Source organism: Arthrobacter sp. 05T47 (assembly GCF_056395825.1).
The window spans coordinates 29,248-53,470 of sequence record NZ_JBFTKG010000020.1 but is presented as its reverse complement, the minus strand read 5'-3'; the positions used below and the strand labels follow the sequence as shown (position 1 = coordinate 53,470).

The window sequence follows — 24,223 nt, the reverse complement described above, 5'->3', positions numbered from 1 at the left end:
GGGAAGCAGGTGCCCTGTCATCAGGCGGGATCCTCAGGCGATCCCCGGGTGGCTTTCCGCCGCCAGGTGGCGCTCCGCGGTTTCCACCACGTTGGCCAGCAGCATGGCGCGGGTCATCGGACCCACTCCCCCGGGGTTCGGCGAAAGCCAGGCGGCGACGTCGGCCGCGGCGGGCTCAACGTCTCCGGTGACCACGGCCTTGCCGTTGCCGTCGTCAACCCGGCTGACGCCGACGTCGAGGACAATGGCGCCCGGCTTCAGGTCTGCCGCCTTGATCATGTGCGGCTGGCCGGCCGCGGCGATCACGACGTCGGCCTGCCGCAGTTCCGCCGGCAGGTCCRCCGTTCCGGTGTGGGCCAGGATGACCGTGGCGTTGACGTCCTTGCGGGTCAGCAGCAGGCCCACCGGCCGGCCGATGGTGACGCCGCGGCCGACCACGAGGACGCGYTTGCCCTTCAGGTCGATCCCGTGCCGGGTCAGCAGCTCCACGCAGCCCTTGGGCGTGCARGGCARCGGGGACTTCATGGGTCCGCTGACGTTGGCCACGAGCCGGCCSAGGTTCATCGGGTGCAGRCCGTCGGCRTCCTTCTCGGGATCCATGGCCTCCAGGACGACGTCCTGGTCGATGTGCTTGGGCAGCGGCAGCTGGACGATGTAGCCGGTGCACTCCGGGTTGGCGTTGAGCTCGCGKACCACGGYCAGGAGCTCCTCCTGGCTGGTCTCTTCCGGCAGGTCGCGGCGGATGGACGTGATGCCCACCTCGGCGCAGTCCTTGTGCTTGCCGGCCACRTACCAGGTRCTGCCGGGATCGGAGCCCACCAGGATGGTGCCCAGYCCGGGGGTGATGCCCTTGGCCTTSAGTGCGGCCACGCGCTGGGTCAGTTCGGCCTTGATGGTTGCGGCGGTAGCCTTCCCGTCAAGGATTTGTGCAGTGTCAGCCGTTTTTGCAGCTGCTYTTGCGGTGTCAGCAGAAGTCATGGMCTACCACTGCTCGTGCTGCGGGTACAGCGGGAAGTCGGCAGCGAGCTTGTCCACGCGYGCCTGCAGGGCCTCGATRTCGGTGGCCGCGCCGGACTTCAGCGCCGTGGCGATGATGTCCGCAACCTCGGTGAATTCCTCGGCGCCGAAGCCGCGGGTGGCCAGGGCCGGGGTGCCGATGCGCAGGCCGGAGGTGACCATCGGCGGGCGGGGGTCGAACGGCACGGCGTTGCGGTTGACGGTGATGCCCACCGAGTGCAGGAGGTCCTCGGCCTGCTGGCCGTCCAGCTGGGAGTTGCGCAGGTCCACCAGGACCAGGTGCACGTCSGTGCCGCCGGTCAGGACCGAGACGCCGGCGCCGGCGACRTCGGCCTGGCCGAGGCGTTCGGCGATGAYCTTGGCGCCTTCGAGCACGCGCTCCTGGCGTTCCTTGAATTCCTCGGTGCCGGCGATCTTGAAGGCCACGGCCTTCGCGGCGATCACGTGCATGAGCGGGCCGCCCTGCTGGCCGGGGAAGACTGCGGAGTTAAGCTTCTTGGCCCATTCCTGCTTGGCCAGGATCACGCCGGAGCGCGGACCGGACAGCGTCTTGTGCACTGTGGAGGTCACGACGTCGGAGTGCGGGACCGGGCTCGGGTGCAGCCCGGCGGCGACGAGGCCGGCGAAGTGCGCCATGTCGGTCCAGAGCAGGGCGCCGACCTCGTCGGCGATCGAGCGGAAGGCGGCGAAGTCGAGGTGCCGCGGGTAGGCGGACCAGCCGGCGATGATGACCTGGGGCTTTTCGGCGATGGCCTGCTCGCGCAGCTTGTCCATGTCGATCCGGAAGTTGTCTTCCTCGACCTGGTAGGCGGCTACGTTGTAGAGCTTGCCGGAGAAGTTCAGCTTCATGCCGTGGGTGAGGTGACCGCCGTGGGCAAGGGAGAGGCCCAGGATCTTGTCACCCGGGGTGATCATGGCGGCGAGCGCTGCTGCGTTGGCCTGCGCGCCGGAGTGCGGCTGCACGTTGGCGTATTCGGCGCCGAAGAGATCCTTGACGCGGTCGATCGCGAGCTGCTCGGCGACGTCGACGTACTCACAGCCGCCGTAGTAGCGGCGTCCCGGGTAGCCTTCGGCGTACTTGTTGGTCAGGACGGAACCCTGGGCTTCCATGACGGCGCGCGGGGCAAAGTTCTCGGAGGCGATCATTTCCAGGGTGCCGCGCTGGCGGCCAAGCTCCTGGGCCAGTACGGCGGCGATTTCAGGGTCGAGTTCGGCCAGCGGCTGGTTGCTCACGGCGGCTGAGGTGGCGGTAGTAGTAGTCACGAGGAACTCCTGGTAGGCAACGGGTACGGCTATTGGTCAGGCTACCGGCTGGCCCGTTGCACCGCTCTTTGATTACGGGCCCGTGGACAGCAAGACTGACAGCGGGCCGCGACAGCGGCGGATGGCACCCGCATGGGAGCCAGCAACGGCCGTGGCAGCACTGGTGCTGCCGACCGGTAAAACATGACCCTCGGCCCAGGCGTACGATCCGTGGTCTTCGTGAGTGCCGCTCCCTGATGGTTAGCCCATCCAACGCCAGTTGCGACGGGTTAACACTACCAAAACCCTTTCAAAACTGCCCCTGAAGCGCAGGTAGGCTGTTCTTCGTGACTGACCAGAACCTCACTGCCTCCTATATCCTCACCCTCTCCTGCCCCGACCGGCCCGGAATCGTGCACGCCGTCGCCGGGGCCCTCCTGGTGGCGGGCTGCAATATTACAGACTCCCAGCAGTACGGCAGCCAGGGCACAGGCACCTTCTTCATGCGGGTGGAGGCGACCACGGCGGCGACCCTGGCGGAGCTGCAGGCGGCGCTCGAACCCGTGGCGCAGGCCTTCGGAATGCAGTGGAGCCTCAACCCGGCCGGCCGGAAGGTCCGCACCCTGCTGATGGCCAGCACGTCCGCGCACTGCCTGAACGATCTGCTGTTCCTGCAGCGCTCCGGCACCCTGCCGATTGAGATTCCGGCCATCGTSTCCAACCACCGCGACCTTGAGGGKCTGGCGGACTTCTACGGCATCCCGTTCCACCACATCCCCGTCACCCCGGACACCAAGGTCCAGGCAGAAGACGCCCTCCGGGTCCTGATGAAAGAGCACGACATCGAGCTCACCGTGCTGGCCCGGTACATGCAGATCATCTCCGACGARCTGTGCGCCGACCTCACGGGCAAGGCCATCAACATCCACCACTCGTTCCTGCCCTCCTTCAAGGGGGCCAAGCCCTACCACCAGGCGCACGCCCGCGGCGTGAAGCTCATCGGCGCCACGGCACACTACGTCACGGCCGCCCTGGATGAGGGCCCCATCATCGAGCAGGAAGTCATCCGCGTGGACCACCGGCGYACCGCYGAGCAGTTCGTCCAGATGGGCCGCGACGTGGAGGGCCGCACSCTCGCCCAGGCCGTGCAGTGGCACGCCGAGCACCGCGTCCTGCTCGACGGCAACCGGACGGTTGTCTTTAACTGAAACCGGTCCTTCACTAGGACTATGGGATCCACCCGGCGGGACCGGCTCGAATCGTTTGTGGCGCTGTTGAAGWCCGAGGGACGGCACGGMGTGCTGGGGCTGGACTGCGGCCGGGGCGCCGACGGGCTGCRTTTTGTACAGTCCGGCATCCATTTCACMGGYGTGGACCCSTCCGAGGAGAACATCCATGTCGCCCGGGCGCACGGGCTGGAGGCCTCKGTGGCCAGCCCGGTATCGCTGCCGTTCGCCGACGCCGCGTTTTCCTCGGTGTGGGCGGTGGACGCCCTGGCGGGYCTGGCCCCCGGGGAGTGGGACGACGTCGTCCGCGARCTRGGGCGGGTGGCGGAACCSGGCGCGCCGATCGCCGTCGTCCTCCCCGTYCCCGACCCGCGCAGCGAGGGCCRCAACCGCGGCCCGGGCTTCACGGTTCTCCGCGGCCCGGCCTGACCCATCCTTCCCGTTGCGCTATCACTTGTGGTGCTCAAACAGCGCCGATGGGGACCACAACTGATAGCTCAACGGCATTGGGGGGTGGCAGCGGGAGGTGTTCTAGGCTGGTGGCATGGCTCCCCTCTACGCATTCGCCGGCACCGCCCCGGCCGTCCATGACTCCGCCTTCATCGCACCCACGGCCTCCGTGATCGGCAACGCCACCCTGGCCGAGAACTCCAGCGCCTTCTACGGTGTCTCCGTCCGGGCCGACACCGCCGCGATCACCGTGGGCGCGGGCAGCAACCTGCAGGACAACGTGGTCCTGCACGCCGATCCCGGCTTCCCCTGCACGGTCGGGGCCAGGGTCAGCGTCGGCCACAGCGCCGTGGTCCACGGCTGCACTGTCGAGGACGACTGCCTGATCGGCATGAGCGCCACCATCCTCAACGGGGCCGTGATTGGCGCGGGGTCCCTCATCGCCGCCGGGGCCGTGGTGCTGGAGGGCACTGTCATCCCGCCCCGATCGCTGGTGGCAGGAGTTCCGGCCAAAGTCCGGCGCGAACTCAGCGACGAAGAGTTCGCCGGCGTCCAGCACAACGCGGCGCACTACCAGGAACTGGCCCGGGCGCACCGCGAACTCCACGGCGCCTGAGGTCCGCGGCGGCTGAGGCGGCCGTTACCGTTGCGTTAACTTCTTGACTACAAGCCGCGGATACGGCACGCTTCATAGCATGCCCTCACCAACGCGCTCAACGAGGAGCCGAACCAAGAACCCGGGATCGCAGTCCGCCCTCCGGCACCTGAACCAGCAGCGGATCATCGAATGCCTCCTCGCGGGACCGTCCACGCAGGCAGAACTGGCCCGGCAGACAGGCCTCTCCACCGCTACGGTCTCGAACATCGTCAAGATCATGCAGGACGCCGGTCTCGCCTCGACCGAGCCCATCACCAGCTCCGGGCGGCGGGCCCTGAACGTCCGGCTCAACAGCAACGGAGCGGTCGCCGTCGGGATCGATTTTGGCCGGCGCCACCTGCGCGTGGTGTTGGCCTCGCTCAGCTATCACGTGATCGCCGAGGAGTCGGTCCTGCTGCCCCTGGGCCACCACGCCGAGGAAGGCATCCAGGCCGCCGTCGGAGTGCTGGACCGGCTGCTCGCGGACAGCGGCGTGGAGCGCAGCGCCCTGGTGGGTGCCGGCGTCGGAATCCCCGGCCCCATCGACCGCCGCACCGGCACCGTGGCACAGGGGGCGATCCTGCCCGAATGGGTGGGCATCAACATCCTCAAACGCCTAGAAGAAGCGTTGCAACTGTCCGTATTCGTGGACAATGACTCCAACTTGGGCGCCCTTTCCGAGGTCACGTGGGGGCCGCACAGCGGCATCAGCAACCTGATGTTCCTCAAGATCGGCTCGGGTATTGGCGCGGGCCTGATCCTCAACGGCGCCCCCTACTACGGCAACGTCGGCATCACCGGCGAAATAGGCCATGCCACCATCCACGAACACGGGCTGATCTGCCGCTGCGGGAACCGCGGCTGCCTGGAAACCATCGCCTCCACCACCACCATGATCGAGCTCCTGAGCCGCGGCGAGGACCGGCCCCTGACGCCCGGGGACATCGTCCGCAAGGCCCTGGAACGGGACTCCGCGACGCTCCGCGTGGTGGACGACGCCGGTCTCGCCGTCGGACGCGCCCTGGGCAACGTGGCGAACCTGATCAACCCCGAAGTCATTGTGGTCGGCGGCCCGCTGGCGGGGCTTGGCGAGCTGCTCCTGGACCCCATCCGGCGCGGCTTGATCCGCCACGCCGTGCCGGTGATCGGCGAGACCACCACCCTCACGATGTCGTCCCTGGGCGACCGCGCGGAGGCCCTCGGAGCCACGGCTTTGGTGTTCCAACACGCGGGAATCCGGCGCAACTAATCATTTTGTTATCCGCCCGTTGCGTTAAAGACTTGACGACAAGGGCGTGATCCAGTTTACTTTTCCATCAGACGGCCCTGCGGTTTGCAGGGGCGGACAACGAAGTCATGCATTGGAGGCGTAAGGGCAGATGACGTCCCTCAACACGCACAGTGAGCCGCTAATCCTCGAGATGCGCTCCATCACCAAGGAGTTCCCCGGCGTTAAAGCTTTGGCCGATGTGAGCCTGCGGGTGAAGGCAGGCGAGATCCACGCCATCTGCGGTGAGAACGGCGCCGGCAAATCGACCCTCATGAAGGTCCTGTCGGGGGTCTACCCCTTCGGCACGTACACCGGCGACATCGTTTACCAGAACGAGGTCCAGGAGTTCAAGGACATCCGCGCCAGCGAGCACGCCGGGATCGTGATCATCCACCAGGAACTCGCGCTCATCCCCGAACTGTCCATCATGGAGAACATCTTCCTCGGCAACGAGCCGACCAAGCGCGGGGTGATCGACTGGGCCGAGGCCCGGCTGCGGTCCACCGAACTGCTGGCCCGGGTGGGGCTGCGGGAGGACCCGGACACCCCCATCAAGGAGATCGGCGTCGGCAAGCAGCAGCTCGTGGATATCGCGAAGGCGCTGAACAAGTCCGTGAAGCTCCTGATCCTGGACGAGCCCACCGCCGCGCTGAACGAATCCGATTCCCAGCACCTGCTGGACCTCATGCTGGGCCTGAAGGGCCGGGGCATCACCTCGATCATCATTTCCCACAAGCTCAACGAGATCGAACAGATCGCCGATGAGATCACGATCATCCGCGACGGCAAGTCGATCGAGACGCTGAACGTCAAGGCCGACGGTGTCGACGAGGACCGCATCATCAAGGGCATGGTGGGCCGGACGCTGGAATCCCGGTTCCCGGACCACGAGCCGAAGATCGGCGAGGTGCTATTCGAAGTGAAGGACTGGAACGTCGGGCATCCGCAGGTCCAGGACCGCCTGGTCTGCAAGAACTCCAGCTTCTTCGTCCGCCGGGGCGAGATCGTCGGCTTCGCAGGCCTGATGGGGGCCGGCCGCACCGAGCTGGCCCGGTCCGTGTTCGGCCGCTCCTACGGCCGCTTCATCTCCGGCCATGTCTTCAAAGACGGCAAGGAACTGCAGCTCAAGAACGTCCGCCAGGCGATCGACGCCGGGCTGGGATACGTCACGGAGGACCGCAAGTCCTTGGGCCTGAACCTGCTGGATGACATCAAGGCCACCACCGTCTCGGCGAACCTGCGCAAGATCAGCAAGCACTTCGTGGTGGACAAGAACAAGGAATACGCCGTCGCGGAGGAATACCGGAAGTCGCTGCGGACCAAGACCCCTTCGGTGGAGGAAGGCGTCGCGAAGCTCTCCGGCGGCAACCAGCAGAAGGTAGTGCTGGCGAAGTGGATGTTCACCGACCCGGACGTGCTGATCCTGGACGAGCCCACCCGAGGAATCGACGTCGGCGCCAAGTACGAGATCTACGGCATCATCCAGAGGCTGGCCAACGAGGGCAAAGCCGTGATCGTCATTTCCTCGGAACTGCCCGAGTTGCTGGGCCTCTCAGACCGGATCTACACGATTTTCGAAGGCGCCATCACCGGCGTGCTGACCAAGGACGAAGCCAGCCAGGAAAACCTCATGAAGCTCATGACGTCCGCCCGCAAGACTGCATCGCCCACTGGGACCATCCAGAACTAGCCGAACTACCCGGAAACAAGGACTGAAACAATGAACGCGCTCAAGAAGCTCTTTGGCGGCAACACCCGCCAATTCGGCATGATCTTCGCCCTGGTTGCGCTGATCGTGTTCTTCGAGATTTTCACGGAGGGCCGCACGCTCACGTCGGGCAACGTCATCAACCTCTTCAACGGCAACTCCTACATCCTGATCCTCGCCATCGGCATGGTGCTGGTCATCATCGCCGGCCACATCGACCTCTCCGTCGGCTCCGTCGCGGCCTTCGTGGGCGTCTGCGTTGCCCTCTTCATCCGCGACTGGGGCATGCCCTGGTACATCGGCATCCTGATGGGGCTGGGGCTGGGCGTCCTGATCGGAGCCTGGCACGGATTCTGGGTCGCCTACGTCGGCATTCCCGCGTTCATCGTCACGCTCTCCGGCATGCTGATCTTCCGCGGCGCCAACCAGTTCGTCGGCAAGTCGAACACCATCCCGGTCCCCGGCGACTTCCAGTACATCGGCTCCGGCTACCTGCCTGAGATCGGCCCGAAAACCGGATACAACAACCTCACCCTGCTGATCGGCCTGCTGGCCGTCGCGTACGTGATCTTCAGCGAGATCCGCTCCCGCCGCGCCGCCAAGGAACTCGGCGCCGATGTTCCCGAAGCCTGGATCAGCATCCTCAAGCTGGTCCTGGTCTGCGGCGCCATCCTCTACGCCACGTACCTCTTCGCCACCGGCCGGCCCGGCACCTCGTTCCCGATCCCGGGCCTGATCCTCGCCGTCCTGATCCTCATCTACGGCTTCATCTCCTCCAAGACCGTCATCGGCCGCCACATCTACGCCGTCGGCGGCAACCGGCACGCCGCCGAGCTCTCCGGCGTCCAGTCCAAGAAGGTCAACTTCCTGGTCATGATGAACATGTCCATCCTCGCCGGCCTCGCCGGCATGATCTTCGTCGGCCGCTCCACCGCATCGGGGCCGTTCGACGGCGTCGGCTGGGAACTGGACGCCATCGCTGCTGTGTTTATCGGCGGCGCCGCGGTTACCGGCGGCGTGGGCACCGTGATCGGCTCGATCATCGGTGGCCTGGTCATGGCCGTGCTGAACAACGGCCTGCAGCTCCTGGGCGTCGGCGCCGACCTCACCCAGATGATCAAGGGCCTGGTCCTGCTGATCGCCGTCGCGTTCGACGTCTACAACAAGACCCAGAGCAAGAAGTCGGTCATCGGCATGCTGATGAAGAACTTCGGCCGCAGCAGCGAGATCAAGGCCGACGAAACCACCCAGACCAAAGAGGTCATCTCCCGGGGGATCTGATTCACTCCCCCGGCCCCGAATTCCCATAGTTCTCCGCACACCACCAAAAGAAAGTGAACCAAGCAATGCGAATGATTGGTAAAGCAGGAAAGGCAGCAGCAATCGCTGCTATTGCGGCACTGGCGCTGACAGCCTGCGGCCGTTCGGACACCGGGACTACCGGCGGTTCAACCACCGGAGGCGAGGCGTTCCCGAAGGGCTCCGCGATCGGCGTCGCACTCCCCCAGAAGACCTCGGAAAACTGGGTCCTGGCGGAGCAGCTGTTCAACGACGGCCTCACCAAGGCCGGCTACAAGCCGGATGTTCAGTTCGCCAATGGCGGCGTTTCGGAGCAGCAGAACCAGATCAGTGCCATGATCACCAAGGGCGACAAGGTCATCATCGTCGGCGCCATCGACGGTGCGCAGCTGGGCACCCAGCTCCAGCAGGCCAAGGACGCCGGCGCCACGATCATCGCGTATGACCGTCTGCTGCTGAACACCCCGAACGTGGACTACTACGTGGCCTACGACAACTTCAAGGTCGGTGTACTCCAGGGCCAGGCGCTGCTGGACGGAATGAAGGCCAAGAAGCCGGACGGCCCGTACAACATCGAGCTGTTCGCAGGGTCCCCTGATGACGCCAACGCGAAGGTCTTCTTCGACGGCGCCATGAGCGTCCTGAAGCCGAAGATCGACGACGGCACGCTGAAGGTCCTCTCCGGCCAGTCGACCTTCGAGCAGGCAGTTACCCAGGGCTGGAAGGCAGAGAACGCCCAGAAGCGCATGGACACCCTGCTCGCCGGAACCTACGGCACTGCAGCGCTGGACGGCGTACTGTCCCCGAACGACACCCTGGCCCGCGCCATCATCACCTCGGTCAAGGCCGCCGGCAAGCCGATCCCGGTTGTCACGGGCCAGGACTCCGAGGTTGAGTCCGTCAAGTCCATCATGGCGGGCGAGCAGTACTCCACCATCAACAAGGACACCCGCGCGCTCGTTGAGCACTCGATCGTCATGGTCAACGACATCCAGGCAGGCAAGAAGCCGGAGATCAACGACGACAAGTCCTACAACAACACGGTCAAGGTTGTTCCGGCCTACCTGCTGGAGCCGGTCATCGTGACACAGGCCAACGTCCACACGGCCTACGCCAACGATCCGGTACTCGGACCGATCACCAAGCAGTAATTCCTTATCCAGGTGCCCCTTCCACGGGCGCCGGACAGGCACAAGAGCCCCGGCTCTCCCGCAAGGGAGGGCCGGGGCTCTTGCGTTGACTGCGCTTCACAGCGGATCCATAGCTTCGCCGGGAGGTTCGCACAGCGGCCCGTACCACTGTGGGACCAGCGCCGGGCATTGGGTCCGGCAAGTGGCACCACCCAAGAAAATTAGGAGTACCGTGAGCGTTCTTGCCCGGAGTGTAGGCAACGCCTTTCGAAACAAGGTCAGGACCGCCGCCGTGGTGGCCGTGCTGGCCGTAGCCATCGGCCTTGCCCTTGCCATGCTCGTGGCCAACCAGGCCGTCACCGGCAAGGTCGCCGAGCTGAACGCCTCGGTGGGCACGGTCCTGACCGTGAATCCGGCCGGCGGCCAGGGCTTCGAGGGCGGCGGCGAACCGCTGACCTCGGCGCAGGCGGCCACCGCCGCCGCGGTCCCGAACGTCAGCAGCGTGGTCGGCACCAAGGCGCTGCGCCTGCGCAACGCCGCCGAAATTGCGGCCGAGGCCGCGTCCGGGCGCACAGGCCAGGGCGGCCCCGGCGGGCAGTCGGCCACATCAGTCACCACGAGCCTCACGGCCGCCGTCGACGCCGGTACGCTCGGCAACCGTAACCAAGCCAGTACCGGCACCTCGGGAACCTCCGGAACGGGCACAACCGGCAGCGGCACAGCCGCGGCGCCCACGTTCTCGCTGCCCGTCACGGCCACGGGCATCGGCGCCGAGGTCGACTCCACCGGCAAGGCCCTGCAGCTGACCCAGGGTACCGGCCTGGGCGACTACACCGCCGCGTCCACCGGCGCCCTGCTGGGCACCACGCTGGCCACCAAGAACGGCCTTAGCGTCGGCTCGACCTTCACCATCGGCGATCAGACGTTCACCGTCAGGGGACTGTTCGACGCCGGGACCGCCTTCGGCAACAACGCCCTCTACGTGACGCTTCCGACCGCCCAGACCCTCGCCGCGCTGCCGGACGAACTCTCCACGATGATCGTCACGGTCAACAGCATGGAAAACGTCGACGCCGCCAAGACCGCCCTGCAGGCGGCCCTGGGCTCGGACAAGGCCGACGTCACCCAGGGCCAGCGGAACCTTGAGACCGCCGTCAGCTCGCTGGACAGCGTCAAGAACATTTCCTTCATCGCCTTCGTCGCCGCCCTTGGCACCGCCGGCCTGATCATCCTGCTGATCATGGTCATGCTGGTCCGCGAACGCCGCCGCGAGATCGGTGTCCTGAAGGCCATCGGCGCCCCCAACCGCACCATCGGCCTGCAGTTTGTGCTCGAGGCACTGGTCCTGGTGGCCCTGGGCAGCGTGGTGGGCGCGGCCGTCGCCTCCTTTGCCAGCGGCGGCATCGCCAGCGCCCTCATCAGCTCAAGCAGCTCCAGCACGAGCGCGGCGACCGGCCAGCGCGGCGGCCCGGGCGGGTTCGCCGGCGGGTTCCCCGGCGGCCAGGGCGGACCCCTGGGCGGCGCGAGCCAGCTGCTGACCTCCGTGACGGCGAGCGCCTCCCCCGGCGTCATCGCCGCCGGCATCGCCGCGGTGTTCGGCGTCGCCATCATCGGGGCCCTCGTCCCGGCCCTGCTCACCGCACGCATCCGTCCCATCGAAGTCCTCCGAGGAGAGTAGCCATGATCGAAGTCAAGAACCTGGTCCGCACATTCAAGTCCGGCGACCGGACCATCAAGCCGGTGAACGACGTCAGCTTCGAGCTCGAACAGGGCACGCTGGCCTCGATCGTGGGCAAGAGCGGCAGCGGCAAAAGCACCCTGCTCTCCCTGCTCGGAGCCCTGGACAAGCCCACCAGCGGCGATGTGGTGGTCAACGGCGTGAGCCTGGCCAGCCTGCCGGACGGGAAGCTGACCAACTACCGCCGCCGGGATATCGGATTCGTGTTCCAGCAGTTCAACCTGATTCCGAACCTCTCGGCCGTGGACAACGTGATGCTGCCGATGGAGTTTGCCGGGGTGCGCAAGTCCGTCCGGGCCGAACGCGCCCGGGCGCTGCTCGAACAGGTCCAGCTCGATCCGGACAAGCACGTGCGGCGCATCTACCGGCTCTCCGGCGGCGAGCAGCAGCGGGTGGCGATCGCGCGGGCGCTGGCCAACGAACCCAAGCTGATCCTGGCCGATGAGCCCACGGGCAACCTGGACGAGCAGACCGGTGAGCACATCATCGAGCTGCTCAGCACGCTCAGCCGGGACCACAACACCACCATCCTGGTGGTCACCCACGACCGCGCCCTGGCCAACAAGACGGACCGGCGCTTCCGGCTCCAGCAGGGCCGGCTCACGGAGGAAACGGCCCGGCCCCGCGCGACGGTGGCCGTCACCGGCTGAGGTCCGCCCGGCGCCTCTCCGGCGCCGGGGCTGCGGCGCCGTTCCGGCGTCGGAGCGGCGGGCGGGCCTTGGGGGTCCGCCCGCAGCTCCGGCGTCGAACGGCCCGAACTACACCTCCTGAACTGAACTCCTTACCTGAACCCCTGAACTGAAAGCCCGGCGTCGAGCCTCCGGCGTTTATCCTCCGGCGTGCCAGGGCCGGCGACACCGCGGACCTTCCGCCCCCGGGTGAGAAGATGGCACCATGTCTGCCCTCATCGCGAAGCCGTGGCTGTTCAGCCAGCCGGACCAGGATCCCCGCACAGCCACCGGCGCTAGGCTGCGCTGGGGCATCATCGCAACCGGCGGGATCGCCGCCGCCGTCACCCGCGACCTTGAATTGCTCTCCGATGCGGAACTCTACGCCGTCAGCTCCCGCAGCCAGGCGGCGGCCGATGCCTTCGCAACCGACTACGGCTTTGTCCGCGCCTACGGTGACCGGGACGGCGTGAGCGGCTATGACCGCCTGCTGGCGGACGACGGCGTCGACGTCGTCTACGTCGCCACGCCGCACGCCCACCACCACCGGATCGCCCTTGCAGCCCTCAACGCCGGCAAGCATGTGCTGTGCGAGAAGGCCCTCACCGTCAACGCCCGGGAGGCCGCCGAGCTGATCGCTGTGGCCCGGGCAAAGGGCCTGTTCCTGATGGAGGCGGTGTGGAGCCGGTTCCTGCCCAGCATGCAGCGGGCCTTCGAGATCGCTGCCTCGGGCGAGATCGGCGAGATCAAATGGGTCGGCGCCGACCTCGGTTTCCCGGCGCCCTACTCCCCCGCGTCCCGGCTCTGGTCGCCCAAGGACGGCGGCGGCGCCCTGCTGGACCTGACGGTGTATCCGCTGCTCTGGGCTCTGGGCACCTTGGGSTTCCCGCARACSGTCAGCGCCACYGGCTGGGTCAACGACGACGGCGTGGACGCCCAGAACGCCTTGACSCTSGGCTACCACCATGGCGCCCAGGCCCAACTGACGTCCTCGTTGCTGGCGCATGGACCCCGCACGGCCACGGTCGCCGGCAGCCAGGGCTACCTGCAGGCCTCCGGCTCCATTAACAACCCCAAGGAATTGCTCATCAGGATCGGCTTCGACGATCCCCGCACCGAGCAGTTCTCGGTGGTCGGGCGGGGCTACACCTACGAGCTCCGCGAGGTCACCCGGTGCATCCAGCAGGGACTCACTGAGAGCCCGGTCATGCCGCTGGAGGACTCCCTGAACACGATGCGGCTTTTCGACGGTGTCCGCGCGCAACTTGGAGTGAGCTATCCGAACGACGCCCACTGACCCGGGCCCGCGGGCGGTCGGAACCGGCTGCATGCCAAGTGTCTCAGTCTGCGCACAGTTTCGGCTCTACTCTGGACTCTCCTTGGGGGCCGACTTACCCTGTAGGCAATTGTCCAGTCTTCCGGGAGCGGGGGTGCGCGCATGGAACCTGCAGCTGCGTCCTTCCGCGCGGGCCGCATCCTGCGCCCCTCGGGCCACTTGCGCCCCGTGCGCCGCGTGCTCCTGGCCGCCGTCGCCGGCGCCGCATGGCTGACGCTCTCCGCCGCCGCCGCGCAGGCGGATGACGCCTGCACGTTCTCCGGACCGGCCGAGGACGCCGGTTCTACAGCGGCCGCCGCCGGCTGCGCTGACGCGGACGACCTCCCCGTTCCGGCCCTAGAGGGCCTGGTCTCCCTGGACATCGCCCCGGCCCCGGCGCGCACGTGGTCGGCGGGCGCCGTTCCCGGCCTGCAGGTTGCCGCCGCGGCCGAGACCGCCGCTGCCGACGCCGCAGCCACAGACGCGCCGCCGCCCGCGACCCAACCGGGCGACGTGGATCCGGCCGGCACGGACCCGGCCAACACAGATCCGGCCAACACAGATCCGACGACGCCGGCCCCCGCGCTCCCCGGACCAGCAGCCACCCCGCCGGCAACCGTGCCGGTGGTGGACCCCGGTGTCCCGGCGGTTCCTGCCGTCCCGGACCCCGGAATCGTCCCCCCGGTCGTTGACCCCTCGGCCCCGTCTCCCGTCGTCGATCCGCCGGTGGCGGACCCCGCGGTCCCCATTCCCGATCCGGTCCCTCTGCCCGGAGACCCGGCGGCGACACCGGCAGGGACACCGGCGGGGACTCCTGCAGCTGTCGACGGCGCATCGCCGTCGGCGGGCAACCCCACCGCCGGGCCCTCAAACGCGGGCACACCCAACGCGGGCACCGCAAACCCAGGCACGTCCACCCCAGGCACCGGAAACCCAGACACAGTAAAGGCGGCCACGGCAAAGGCAGCCGCCGGAAAGACGGGTCCGGGCGAGGCAACATCGCCGGCACCTTCGGCGTCTGTTGGCCCCGGGACGGCCGCTCTACCTGCGGCCTACCGTGCCCCGGTGGCGTATTCTGCCTGGCTGGTCCCTGAACGACACCCCGCGGCGGCACCGGTTGCGGCAGGCGCAGCCCCTCCGGCGGAGCCTCCCACCGGAACGGGCGAGCCACCGGCTCCCGCCGGCAACCCGGGTCCGAGCCCGTGGCATGGCGGTACGGGCCTGCCTGTGCCTGACGCACTCCCGCCTGCTCCGGGCTCCGGATCCGGCAGCGGGCACACGGCCAACGGGCCAACAGGAACGGCGGCGTGGATGCCCAGCCTGTTCTTCAGCCTGCCCACGACAGGTGCCGACCCCATCAGCGGTCCGCTCCAGCACGAGTACTCAGCCGTTTGCGCTGATCCGGGTTCTTCTCCCGACTAATCGGGCCGTCTCTGCCTCCACAGAGCACGGCCCGTCGGGCTGCCTTGGCCGCCCGCTAACAGTCACCCAGGAGAACTCCCCATGGACTCCACCGTCCACCGCCGGGTTTCCGGCACCCCAAATGCTTCCGGCCTGATCCCGTCAGCGCCTTCACTGACCACCGCGTCCATGCCCGCATCCGGGCCGTTCCGGGATGGACTGCACTCCCCCGCGCACCAGGAACGCTCTGGTCAGCGTCCGCGTCCCGGGTGCAGACCGCGGCCGCCGTAACGCATGCCCCGCTCCCGTTGAGGTCTTGTAACCGCCGGAGCGAGGTCGTTGGGTCCGCTGGGGGACCCAACGGCAAGCACTGGCTCCGGCGGTAAGGCCCTGCAGATGAGCGGACCGGCAGAATTACGCCATGCAATACCTCTAGCACTGCGCTTCCATGCCGGGACCGGCGCGGCCGGTCGGCCTCCGGTCGGCACAGAAGCGGAATCCGTCCCCGTATCATTCTCTAAGTGCGCCGACGGTGCGCACACGGAAGGTACGGGGGACATCGTGGACGGATCGCCCAACAGCATCGCGGCGGAGCCATTGGGCGGGCGCTATCAGCTGGGCGAGGTGATTGGCCGGGGCGGGATGGCCTCGGTCTACACGGCCAAGGACCTCAACCTTGGCCGGGACGTGGCCCTGAAACTCTTCGCACCACAGTCGGCCGATCCAGACGAGCTTCGCCGCCAGGAAGCAGAGATCAAGCTCTTGGCGACCCTGAACCATCCGAGCCTGGTGACGCTGTTCGACGCCGGGACGGACACTAGGATTCCCGACGAGCCCCGGCCCTTCCTGACCATGGAGCTCTTGGACGGCCAGGACCTGCGGACCCGTGTCCGTCACAGTCCCCTGCCGCTGGAGGAGTTGGCCGTGATCGGCGCAGGGACGGCGGACGCCCTCGCGTATGTTCACGGCCTCGGCATCATTCACCGGGACATTAAGCCCGCCAACATCCTCCTGGTGCCGGTCCGGCCGGGCGAGCCGCTTCGGCCCAAGCTCACAGACTTCGGAATCGCCCGGATCGTCGACGGGACCCGGCTGACGGCCACGGGAACCATGGTGGGAACCGCTGCCTATCTCAGTCCGGAACAGGCCCGCGGCGCCGACCTCGGACCGGCAAGTGACATCTACTCCCTGGGCCTGGTCCTGCTCGAATGCCTCAAGGGCGAAGTGGAGTACCCGGGCAGTGCCGTCGAATCCGCGGTGGCCCGTCTGCACCGCGCCCCCGCCATTCCGGACGCCGTGCCCGCCGAGTGGGCCCGGATTATCCGGGCCATGACCGACCTCGACCCGCTGGCGCGCCCCTCTGCTGCCGATCTCGAGTCAGCCTTCCGCTTCGCCCTCGTTTCCCCCGGGTCCGTGCCGGGGCCCGTCAAGACGGAACCCACACGGGTCCTCCCCGCCCCGCCGGCGAGGCCGCCCCGCCCACCCCGACGCGCAGCCTGGGCTGCTGGCCGAACACGTCCCCTGTACGTGCTGGACACTGGATCAATATCGGCCCGGCCACGCCACCGCTTCAATCGCCCCGCTTCCCGTGGGGCCGCATGGTTCCTCGGTGCCGGGCGCCGCACCCGGCTGGCCGTTGTGCTCGCCGCGCTGGCCGTGCTAGCCGTTGGGGCAGCGATTGCGATCCCCATCTCTACCCCTACTGCCCCCGACGTCGTCCCCTACCCCACTGTCACGGGGTCGCTCGGCGATCATCTGAAGGATCTCCAGAAGAGCGTGGAACCATGAGCCAATCGCGCATCGCTGGGCGGAACCGCCACAGGTCGCCGTACAGATGGCCCGCAGGCCTGCTCGCCGGGCTGTTGCTGGCGGGGGCACTGGCAGGCTGCGGCTCCCCGGCCCCCGAGCTGGGCCGCGACGCGGCGAGGCAGCTGCAGTCCCAGGTCCTGGCGGTCAGCGAAGCTGCAGCCTCCAACGACCCCGCGAGCTCCCTGAAAAGGCTTGATGAGCTGCTGGCCGGGCTGGATGCTGCAGCCGCGAGCGGCGAAGTGTCTTTCAAACGCCACCAGAGCATCAAGTCATCCATCGACGCCGTCCGGGCCGACCTTGCCGCGCAACAGGCTGCGGCCGAGGCAGCCCGCCTGGCGGCCGAGAAAGAAGCCGCAGCCCAGGCCGCCGCGGCTGCTGCGGCAGCTGCTGCGGCAGCTGCTGCGGCAGCTGCTGCGGCCGCGGCGCCGGCACCGGCCGCCGTCGTTCCTGCCCCCGCCCCGGCGAACAGCGGCAAGGCCAAGGGAAAGGAAAAAGGGAAGGGCAACGGCTGATTCGTCGTCACTGTCGTCAGCCTGCTTACTATTTTGGCCAAACCCCGCTAGCGTAAGGGAACGCGGCTTTATGCCGGTCAACGACCAAGAATCGCGGGCTGCCGCCCGCCAATCGAAGGAGTGACCCCTGCATGGCAACTGTTCAGGAATCCATTGAAGTCAATGTTCCGCTGAGCCAGGCCTATAACCAGTGGACGCAATTCGAGGAATTTCCGCTCTTCATGAGCGGTGTGGAATCCGTTCAGCAACTCGACGACACCACTGTCCACTTCAAGACCAGCATCGGTGGAGTCCGGCGCGAATATGACGCGCGGATCACCACACAGGAACCCGACCAGCGCGTGTCGTGGGAAAGCCTTGATGAACCACGGAACGCCGGCACCGTCTGGTTCGAGGACCTCGGCGACGCCGAAACGAAGGTTAACGTAGAGCTGAGGTGGGAGCCGGACTCGGCAGCGGAAAAGATCGGCGCGGCGATCGGCCTCGATTCCCGCCAGGTTGCTGCCGACCTGAAGAAATTCAAGCTCTTTATTGAAGGGCGCGGCGCCGAGACGGGCGGATGGCGCGGACGCGTGGACGGCGTCGCTCCGGGCGCCACCACCGCCGTGCCGCTCCAAGAAGAAGTGGGCTACAGCGCGGAGCCTGCCTTCGAACGCGTGGACGCCGACCCGGACATTGCTCCCGAGCCGCCCTTCGACCAGGACCAGCAACGCTGACCAGAGTTCGCATTGACCTGACGTGTGGCTGCGCCTCCGGACGGGCAGCAGAAACGCCCCGCCTCCCTTGTGGGGGACGGGGCGTTCTGCGTGGCGGTGAGCCGGGGACTGCCGGGCGCTGGCTGAGTGCTCCTTTGTCTGGGCAGTGGGGCCGCTATTTTGTCAGCGTGGCAAGCACTTCGCTGAAAGTGGCCGAGGGGCGCATGACCGCGGAGGCCTTTGCCGCGTCCGGACGGTAGTATCCGCCGATGTCCACCGGGGAGCCCTGCACTGCCAGGAGTTCACCGGTGATGGCGTCCTCATTGGAGTCCAGTGCGCCGGAAACGGCGGCGAAGGCCGCGGCGAGCTCGGCGTCGTCGTCCTGGCGGGCCAGTTCCTGGGCCCAGAACTTGGCCAGGAAGAAGTGGCTGCCGCGGTTGTCCAGCTCGCCGGCCTTGCGCTTGGGGGACTTGTCCTCGAGCAGGAAGGTGCCGGTGGCGCGGTCCAGGGTGTCGGCCAGGACCTGGGCGCGGGCGTTGCCCGTGCTCGTGGCGAGGTGCTCGAAGCTCACGGCCAGCGCGAGGAATTCGCCCAGGCTGTCCCAGCGCAGGTGGTTTTCCTTCAGCAGCTGCTGGACGTGCTTCGGGGCGGATCCGCCGGCGCCGGTCTCGAACAGGCCGCCGCCGTTGATGAGCGGCACAACGGAGAGCATCTTGGCGCTGGTGCCCAGTTCCAGGATCGGGAAGAGGTCCGTGAGGTAGTCGCGGAGCACGTTGCCGGTCACCGAGATGGTGTCCTCGCCCTTGCGGATGCGTTCGATGGTGAAGGCGGTGGCCTTCTCCGGGGACATGATGGCGATCTCCAGGCCCTCGGTGTCGTGGTCCTTGAGGTATTCCTCCACCTTGGCGATCATCCGGGCGTCGTGTGCGCGGCCCTTGTCCAGCCAGAAGATGGCCGGCGTAGCGGAGGCGCGGGCACGGGTGACGGCCAGCTTGACCCAGTCACGGATCGGCACGTCCTTGGTCTGGCAGGCGCGCCAGATGTCGCCGGGGGCGACCTGGTGCTCGATCAGCACGGTGCCGGCGTCGTCGACGATCTGCACGGTGCCGGCGGACTGGATCTCGAAGGTCTTGTCGTGGCTGCCGTATTCCTCGGCGGCCTGGGCCATGAGGCCAACGTTCGGGACGGTGCCCATGGTGGTGGGGTCGAAGGCGCCGTGGGCGCGGCAGTCGTCGACGACGACCTGGTAGATGCCGGCGTAGCTGCTGTCCGGGAGGACAGCCAGGGTGTCGGCTTCCTGTCCGTCGCGGCCCCACATGTGGCCGGAGCTGCGGATCATGGCCGGCATCGAGGCGTCGACGATCACGTCGGAGGGAACGTGCAGGTTGGTGATGCCCTTGTCGGAATCGACCATGGCGAGTTCGGGGCCGTCGTTGAGGCCCTTTTCGATCGCTGCCTGGACGTCGCCGCGGATTTCCTCGGGCAGGTCCTCGAGGCCGTTGAGGATGGAGGCGAGGCCGTTGTTCGGGCTCAGTCCGGCGGCGGCGATCTGCTCGCCGTAGGTGGCGAAGAGGTCCGCGAAGTAGGCCTTGACGACGTGGCCGAAGATGATGGGGTCCGAGACCTTCATCATGGTGGCCTTCAGGTGGGCGGAGAAGAGCACGCCCTCTTTCTTGGCCCGGGCAACCTGTGCGGCCAGGAACGTGTCCAGGGCGGCGGCGCGCATCACGGTGCCGTCGATGACCTCGCCGGCCAGGACCGGGAAGGCACGCTTGAGGACCTTGACCGTGCCGTCTTCCTTGACGAGCTGGATCTTGATGTTGGTGTCCGCGTCGATGACCACGGACTTCTCGTTGGCGCGGAAGTCGTCGGCCTCCATGTGGGCCACGTTGGTCTTCGATTCCGGGGTCCAGGCACCCATGCTGTGCGGGTTCTGGCGGGCGTAATTCTTGACCGAGAGCGGGGCGCGGCGGTCCGAGTTGCCTTCGCGCAGGACCGGGTTCACGGCGGAGCCCTTGATCTTGTCGTAGCGGGACCGGATGTCCGTTTCCTCGTCCGAGGAGGGGTTGTCCGGGTAGTCCGGCAGCGCGTAGCCGTGGCCCTGGAGTTCGGCGATTGCCGCCTTCAGCTGCGGCACGGAGGCGCTGATGTTGGGCAGCTTGATGATGTTGGCTTCGGGCGTCTTGGCAAGGGCACCAAGCTCGGCCAGGGCGTCACTGACGCGCTGCTCTTCGGTGAGGTAGTCGCCGAATGCGGCGATGATGCGGCCGGCCAGCGAGATGTCGCGGGTCTCCACTTCCACACCGGCCGTCGAGGCGAACGCCTCAATGATCGGCAAGAACGAATAGGTGGCCAGCATCGGCGCTTCGTCGGTGTGGGTATAGATAATCTTTGCCATTGCTCGGGCGTCTCCCTGAAGGTCTGGGTATTTCCGGAATCTTGTGTTATCTCAACACCCCTAACTTACCCGAGGTGCCCCCGTTGACGCCTACCGGCGTCGTGCGCGGACGGATGCGTGACACCCCACATGCGGATTAACAAGAATTGACAATCGACTTTACAGATTAGTCAAATTGCCGTAGTTTCGTTCCATCCAGCGGCCGCCACCAGCTGTCGCCCCATATTTCCACCGGTTAGGACACCCATGAGAACACCCAAGACTCTGGCCACCAGCCTGCTGACTCTTTCGGCCGCGGCGCTGCTGGCCCTGAGTGCCGCGGGGGCGGCCACCGCCTCCCCAGCCCCGGCCAAGGCACCGGTTTCCACATCCGATGTCACAAGCCACACCGTCACAGAGACCGGCGCGGCCGACTACTGGACCGCGGACCGCATGCGCAACGCCGTCCCCGGCGACGTCCTGGCGGACAAGGCCATGAAACGGAACGGCAAGGCCGCGGCCAAGCCCGCGGCGGCACTGCTGGAGGGTGCCGCCCCGAGTACCGTCGAGGCGACCGCACCGAAGCAGCAGTCCCAGCCGGCGCTGACGCAGACGCCGCAGACCAAGGCCAATGCGAGCGAATCCCCCGTCCCGCACATCGGCAAGGTCTTCTTCACCCTCGGCGGGACCAACTACGTCTGCTCCGGCAACGCAGTGTCCTCCGGCAACAAGAGCACCGTCTCCACGGCCGGGCACTGCGTGAATGAGGGCCCGGGCGCCTTCGCCACCAAGTTCACGTTCGTCCCGGCGTACCTCAACGGCGCCTCGCCCTACGGCAAGTGGACGGCCAAGGCCCTCTACGCCCCCACCCAGTGGAGCTCCTCCGGCGACATGACCTACGACACCGGCTTCGCCGTCATGTCCACGCTGAACGGCCAGTACCTGAGCGACGTCGTCGGCGCCTCCGGACTGCAGTTCAACGCCGCCCGCGGCCTGAGCTACAAGTCGTTCGGCTACCCCGCCGCGGCCCCGTTCAACGGTGAATCCCTCAAGAGCTGCTCCGGCACGGCCACCAACGATCCCTACAACCCGCAGTTCAACACCCAGGGGATTCCCTGCAACATGACCGGCGGGTCTTCGGGCGGACCGTGGTTCATCGGCAGCAGCGCTTCGGGCTACCAGAACTCGATCAACAGCTACGGCTACGGCACCAACTCCACCACCATGTATGGCCCGTACTGGGGCAGCGTGATCCAGCAGGCCTACACCACGGCCGCCGCTTCCTAGCCTCCGGGTGCACGGGCCCGGTTCGCGCCGGGCCCGTGCAGTCCGGGGACGTGGGTGCCCGGCCTTGGTACCCCTAGTGTTACTCCAGGTCCGGGCATCCAAAGCTTTGTTGCCCAAGCCTGATTAGCCCACCTTGTTACCCCAGCTTGATGCTCCAGCGCGGGGTCACTTGCGGCCCATCTTCAGCAGTGAGGAAGCCGCAGTGGCCCCGCGCTGGTTTTCTTGGTTCACGACGGCGGGTCTCCACGGGACATGCCCTCCCCACCCGCCGAGGCCTGGACATATCCCCCATATGCCCACTCCTTGCCCCGAAAAATGAGCATGTCCCGCGGAAAGAATGGGCATGTTCCCGGGTTGGACCTGCCCATGCCAGATTTAGCAGGACATGCCCTCCCCACCCGCCGAGGCCTGGACATATCCCCCTTATGCCCTCTCCTTGCCGCGAAAAATGACCATGTCCCGCGGAAAGAATGGGCATGTTCCGCGGGCAGGCCACCAACCCACTCTTGGGCACAAAAAATGGACATGTCCTCCGGATGAGGGAGGGCATGTCCATTCTTTGTGCGGCCCCGCGGAACCAGGCCCCGCGGATGCGGCCCGGCGGAATCAGGCCCSGCCGGACCGGACCCGGCAGGATCTAGGCCTAGTGGAAGAAGTGGCGGGCTCCCGTGAAGTACATCGTGATGCCGGCGGCGTTGGCCGCGGCGATGACTTCCTCGTCCCGGACGGATCCGCCGGGCTGGACCACGGCGCGCACACCGGCGTCGATCAGGATCTGCAGCCCGTCGGCGAACGGGAAGAACGCATCGGACGCCGCGACGGCGCCGCGGGCMCGCTCCGGCGAACCGGCTGCGTCGGCATTCGAAGCGCCGCCRGCACCSTCGACGTCGGACGCCACGGTGACGCCCAGGGTGTTGGCGCGCTCGACSGCGAGCTTGCACGAATCGAGCCGGTTGACCTGGCCCATGCCGATGCCGACGGCGGCACCGTTGTCCGCGAGCAGGATGGCGTTGGACTTGGCTGCGCGGCAGGCGGTCCAGGCRAACGCGAGGTCGGCCAGGGTGGCGGCATCGGCGGCGTCGCCCGCGGCGAGGGTCCAGTTGGCGGGGTTGTCGCCGTCGGCGTCGACCTTGTCCGTGGCCTGCACCAGCATGCCGCCGGAGACCTGGCGGAACTCGGTCGGGTAGCGGCCGTAGCCGTCRGGGAGGGCCAGGAGGCGGATGTTTTTCTTCTTGGACAGGATCTCSACRGCCTCGTCCTCGAAGTCCGGCGCRATGACGACCTCCGTGAAGATCCCGGCGACKGTGCGCGCCATTTCGGCGGTGACYGTGCGGTTCGCGGCGATGACGCCGCCGAACGCGGACACCGGATCRCAGGCGTGGGCCTTGGCGTGGGCGTCGGCGATGGGGTCCGCCGCGGACGCKGAACCCACGGCCACGCCGCAGGGGTTGGCGTGCTTGATGATCGCGACGGCGGGCTCGGCGAAGTCGAASGCGGCGCGCAGGGCGGCGTCGGCGTCGACGAAGTTGTTGTAGCTCATGGCCTTGCCRTGCAGCTGGTCGGCCTGCGCGATGCCGGCCGGGGCGGCCTTGTCCACATACAGTGCGGCCTGCTGGTGCGGGTTTTCGCCGTAGCGCAGCACCTCGGAGCGTTCCAGKGCCAGGCCGGCGTAGGCGGGCCAGTCGATCACGCCGTCGCCGTCCTCGTCGCGGAACTGGCTGGCGGTCCARGTGGCCACSGCGGTGTCGTAGGCCGCGGTGTGCGCGAACGCCTTGGCGGCGAGCCGGCGTCGGGTCTTCAGGTCAAAGCCGCCYGAGGCGGCCGCCTCCACCACGGCRCCGTAGGAGGCCGGGTCCACCACGATGGCGACGGCGGCGTGGTTCTTCGCGGCGGAGCGCACCATCGCGGGRCCWCCGATGTCGATCTGCTCGACGACGTCGTCCGGCGCGGCACCGGACTTCACGGTCTCCACGAACGGGTAGAGGTTGACYACGACGAGGTCGAACGGCTCGATCTCCATGTCCGCGAGCGTCTGCATGTGGGCCGGGACGCGGCGGTCCGCGAGGATGCCGCCGTGCACGCGCGGGTGCAGGGTCTTGACGCGGCCATCCAGCATTTCCGGTGAGCCGGTGACTTCCTCGACCTCCTGCACGGGGATGCCCGCGGCGGCGATCTTCTTGGCCGTGGAGCCCGTGGAGACGATCTTGACGCCGGCTGCGTGCAGGCCCCGAGCGAGCTCCTCCAGACCGGTCTTGTCGTAGACCGAAATCAGTGCCCGGTGGATGGGCACTCGGTCGATGGATACACGGTCAAGCTGCGTGAAGCTCACAAAAGTCTCCGTCTTATATCGCGGCGGGCCGCGGGTGGTGGGGATGCGGCCAGTTTATCGCGTCCCGGCCCTCCGCCTTCCCTCGGGGCTGCCCGCGCGCCGGAGTGTGAAGC

The 24,223-nt window shown here is 67.4% G+C and carries 19 protein-coding genes and 1 riboswitch; of the genes, 15 read left to right on the top strand and 4 right to left on the bottom strand.

The window, feature by feature from the left end:
* Nucleotides 1-33: 33 nt before the first annotated feature.
* The gene (locus AC1DEY_RS14595; RefSeq protein WP_476868564.1) at nucleotides 34-978 is read right to left on the bottom strand and encodes a bifunctional methylenetetrahydrofolate dehydrogenase/methenyltetrahydrofolate cyclohydrolase; all 945 of its coding nucleotides are present in this window, start codon (nucleotides 976-978) and stop codon (nucleotides 34-36) included.
* A gap of 3 nt (nucleotides 979-981) precedes the next feature.
* Nucleotides 982-2,280, bottom strand: a complete 1,299-nt coding sequence (glyA, locus tag AC1DEY_RS14590; protein ID WP_476868563.1) for a serine hydroxymethyltransferase — start codon at nucleotides 2,278-2,280, stop codon at nucleotides 982-984.
* Nucleotides 2,281-2,466: 186 nt separating this feature from the next.
* Nucleotides 2,467-2,553: riboswitch (ZMP/ZTP riboswitch) on the bottom strand.
* 53 nt (nucleotides 2,554-2,606) lie between these two features.
* Between glyA and purU the strand changes: the two genes are divergently transcribed.
* From purU to AC1DEY_RS14520, 14 genes are all read left to right on the top strand, one after another.
* Entirely contained in the window at nucleotides 2,607-3,467 is an 861-nt protein-coding gene (gene purU / locus AC1DEY_RS14585) for a formyltetrahydrofolate deformylase (protein ID WP_476868562.1), read from the top strand.
* Between the two features lie 21 nt (nucleotides 3,468-3,488).
* On the top strand, nucleotides 3,489-3,914 hold the full coding sequence (locus tag AC1DEY_RS14580) for a class I SAM-dependent methyltransferase (protein ID WP_476868561.1): 426 nt from the start codon (nucleotides 3,489-3,491) through the stop codon (nucleotides 3,912-3,914).
* 115 nt (nucleotides 3,915-4,029) lie between these two features.
* The gene (locus tag AC1DEY_RS14575; protein WP_476868560.1) at nucleotides 4,030-4,551 is read left to right on the top strand and encodes a gamma carbonic anhydrase family protein; all 522 of its coding nucleotides are present in this window, start codon (nucleotides 4,030-4,032) and stop codon (nucleotides 4,549-4,551) included.
* Between the two features lie 79 nt (nucleotides 4,552-4,630).
* The gene (locus tag AC1DEY_RS14570) at nucleotides 4,631-5,821 is read left to right on the top strand and encodes an ROK family transcriptional regulator (RefSeq protein ID WP_441410237.1); all 1,191 of its coding nucleotides are present in this window, start codon (nucleotides 4,631-4,633) and stop codon (nucleotides 5,819-5,821) included.
* Between the two features lie 130 nt (nucleotides 5,822-5,951).
* Entirely contained in the window at nucleotides 5,952-7,532 is a 1,581-nt protein-coding gene (mmsA, locus tag AC1DEY_RS14565; protein ID WP_476868559.1) for a multiple monosaccharide ABC transporter ATP-binding protein, read from the top strand.
* A 30-nt stretch (nucleotides 7,533-7,562) separates the two neighbouring features.
* Nucleotides 7,563-8,831, top strand: coding sequence for a multiple monosaccharide ABC transporter permease (gene mmsB, locus AC1DEY_RS14560; protein ID WP_441410235.1), 1,269 nt, complete (start codon nucleotides 7,563-7,565; stop codon nucleotides 8,829-8,831).
* Between the two features lie 65 nt (nucleotides 8,832-8,896).
* Nucleotides 8,897-10,000, top strand: a complete 1,104-nt coding sequence (locus AC1DEY_RS14555; RefSeq protein ID WP_476868558.1) for a substrate-binding domain-containing protein — start codon at nucleotides 8,897-8,899, stop codon at nucleotides 9,998-10,000.
* Between the two features lie 211 nt (nucleotides 10,001-10,211).
* Nucleotides 10,212-11,657 carry an ABC transporter permease gene (locus AC1DEY_RS14550; RefSeq protein WP_476868557.1) on the top strand — a complete coding sequence of 482 codons (1,446 nt, stop codon included), beginning with the start codon at nucleotides 10,212-10,214 and terminating at the stop codon, nucleotides 11,655-11,657.
* Nucleotides 11,658-11,659: 2 nt separating this feature from the next.
* Nucleotides 11,660-12,367, top strand: a complete 708-nt coding sequence (locus AC1DEY_RS14545) for an ABC transporter ATP-binding protein (protein ID WP_476868556.1) — start codon at nucleotides 11,660-11,662, stop codon at nucleotides 12,365-12,367.
* Nucleotides 12,368-12,611: 244 nt separating this feature from the next.
* Nucleotides 12,612-13,682, top strand: coding sequence for a Gfo/Idh/MocA family protein (locus tag AC1DEY_RS14540; RefSeq protein WP_476868555.1), 1,071 nt, complete (start codon nucleotides 12,612-12,614; stop codon nucleotides 13,680-13,682).
* Nucleotides 13,683-13,823: 141 nt separating this feature from the next.
* Nucleotides 13,824-15,122: a hypothetical protein gene (locus AC1DEY_RS14535; RefSeq protein ID WP_476868554.1), complete on the top strand. Its 1,299-nt coding sequence runs from the start codon at nucleotides 13,824-13,826 to the stop codon at nucleotides 15,120-15,122.
* A gap of 537 nt (nucleotides 15,123-15,659) precedes the next feature.
* Nucleotides 15,660-16,889 carry a serine/threonine-protein kinase gene (locus AC1DEY_RS14530; protein ID WP_476868586.1) on the top strand — a complete coding sequence of 410 codons (1,230 nt, stop codon included), beginning with the start codon at nucleotides 15,660-15,662 and terminating at the stop codon, nucleotides 16,887-16,889.
* A complete protein-coding gene (locus tag AC1DEY_RS14525; protein ID WP_476868553.1) occupies nucleotides 16,886-17,422 on the top strand; it encodes a mucin-associated surface protein in 537 nt (178 codons plus the stop codon). Before AC1DEY_RS14530 ends, AC1DEY_RS14525 begins: the two co-directional genes overlap by 4 nt.
* A 131-nt stretch (nucleotides 17,423-17,553) precedes the next feature.
* On the top strand, nucleotides 17,554-18,138 hold the full coding sequence (locus tag AC1DEY_RS14520; protein WP_476868552.1) for an SRPBCC family protein: 585 nt from the start codon (nucleotides 17,554-17,556) through the stop codon (nucleotides 18,136-18,138).
* A 154-nt stretch (nucleotides 18,139-18,292) separates the two neighbouring features.
* On the opposite strand, the gene AC1DEY_RS14515 is transcribed toward AC1DEY_RS14520, so the two are convergent.
* On the bottom strand, nucleotides 18,293-20,515 hold the full coding sequence (locus tag AC1DEY_RS14515; RefSeq protein WP_476868551.1) for an NADP-dependent isocitrate dehydrogenase: 2,223 nt from the start codon (nucleotides 20,513-20,515) through the stop codon (nucleotides 18,293-18,295).
* Nucleotides 20,516-20,761: 246 nt separating this feature from the next.
* Here AC1DEY_RS14515 and AC1DEY_RS14510 point away from each other — a divergent pair, with 246 nt between their 5' ends.
* Nucleotides 20,762-21,781, top strand: a complete 1,020-nt coding sequence (locus AC1DEY_RS14510) for a trypsin-like serine peptidase (RefSeq protein ID WP_476868550.1) — start codon at nucleotides 20,762-20,764, stop codon at nucleotides 21,779-21,781.
* Between the two features lie 643 nt (nucleotides 21,782-22,424).
* Here the strand turns inward: AC1DEY_RS14510 and purH are convergent.
* Entirely contained in the window at nucleotides 22,425-24,110 is a 1,686-nt protein-coding gene (gene purH / locus AC1DEY_RS14505; protein WP_476868549.1) for a bifunctional phosphoribosylaminoimidazolecarboxamide formyltransferase/IMP cyclohydrolase, read from the bottom strand.
* Nucleotides 24,111-24,223 lie beyond the last annotated feature (113 nt).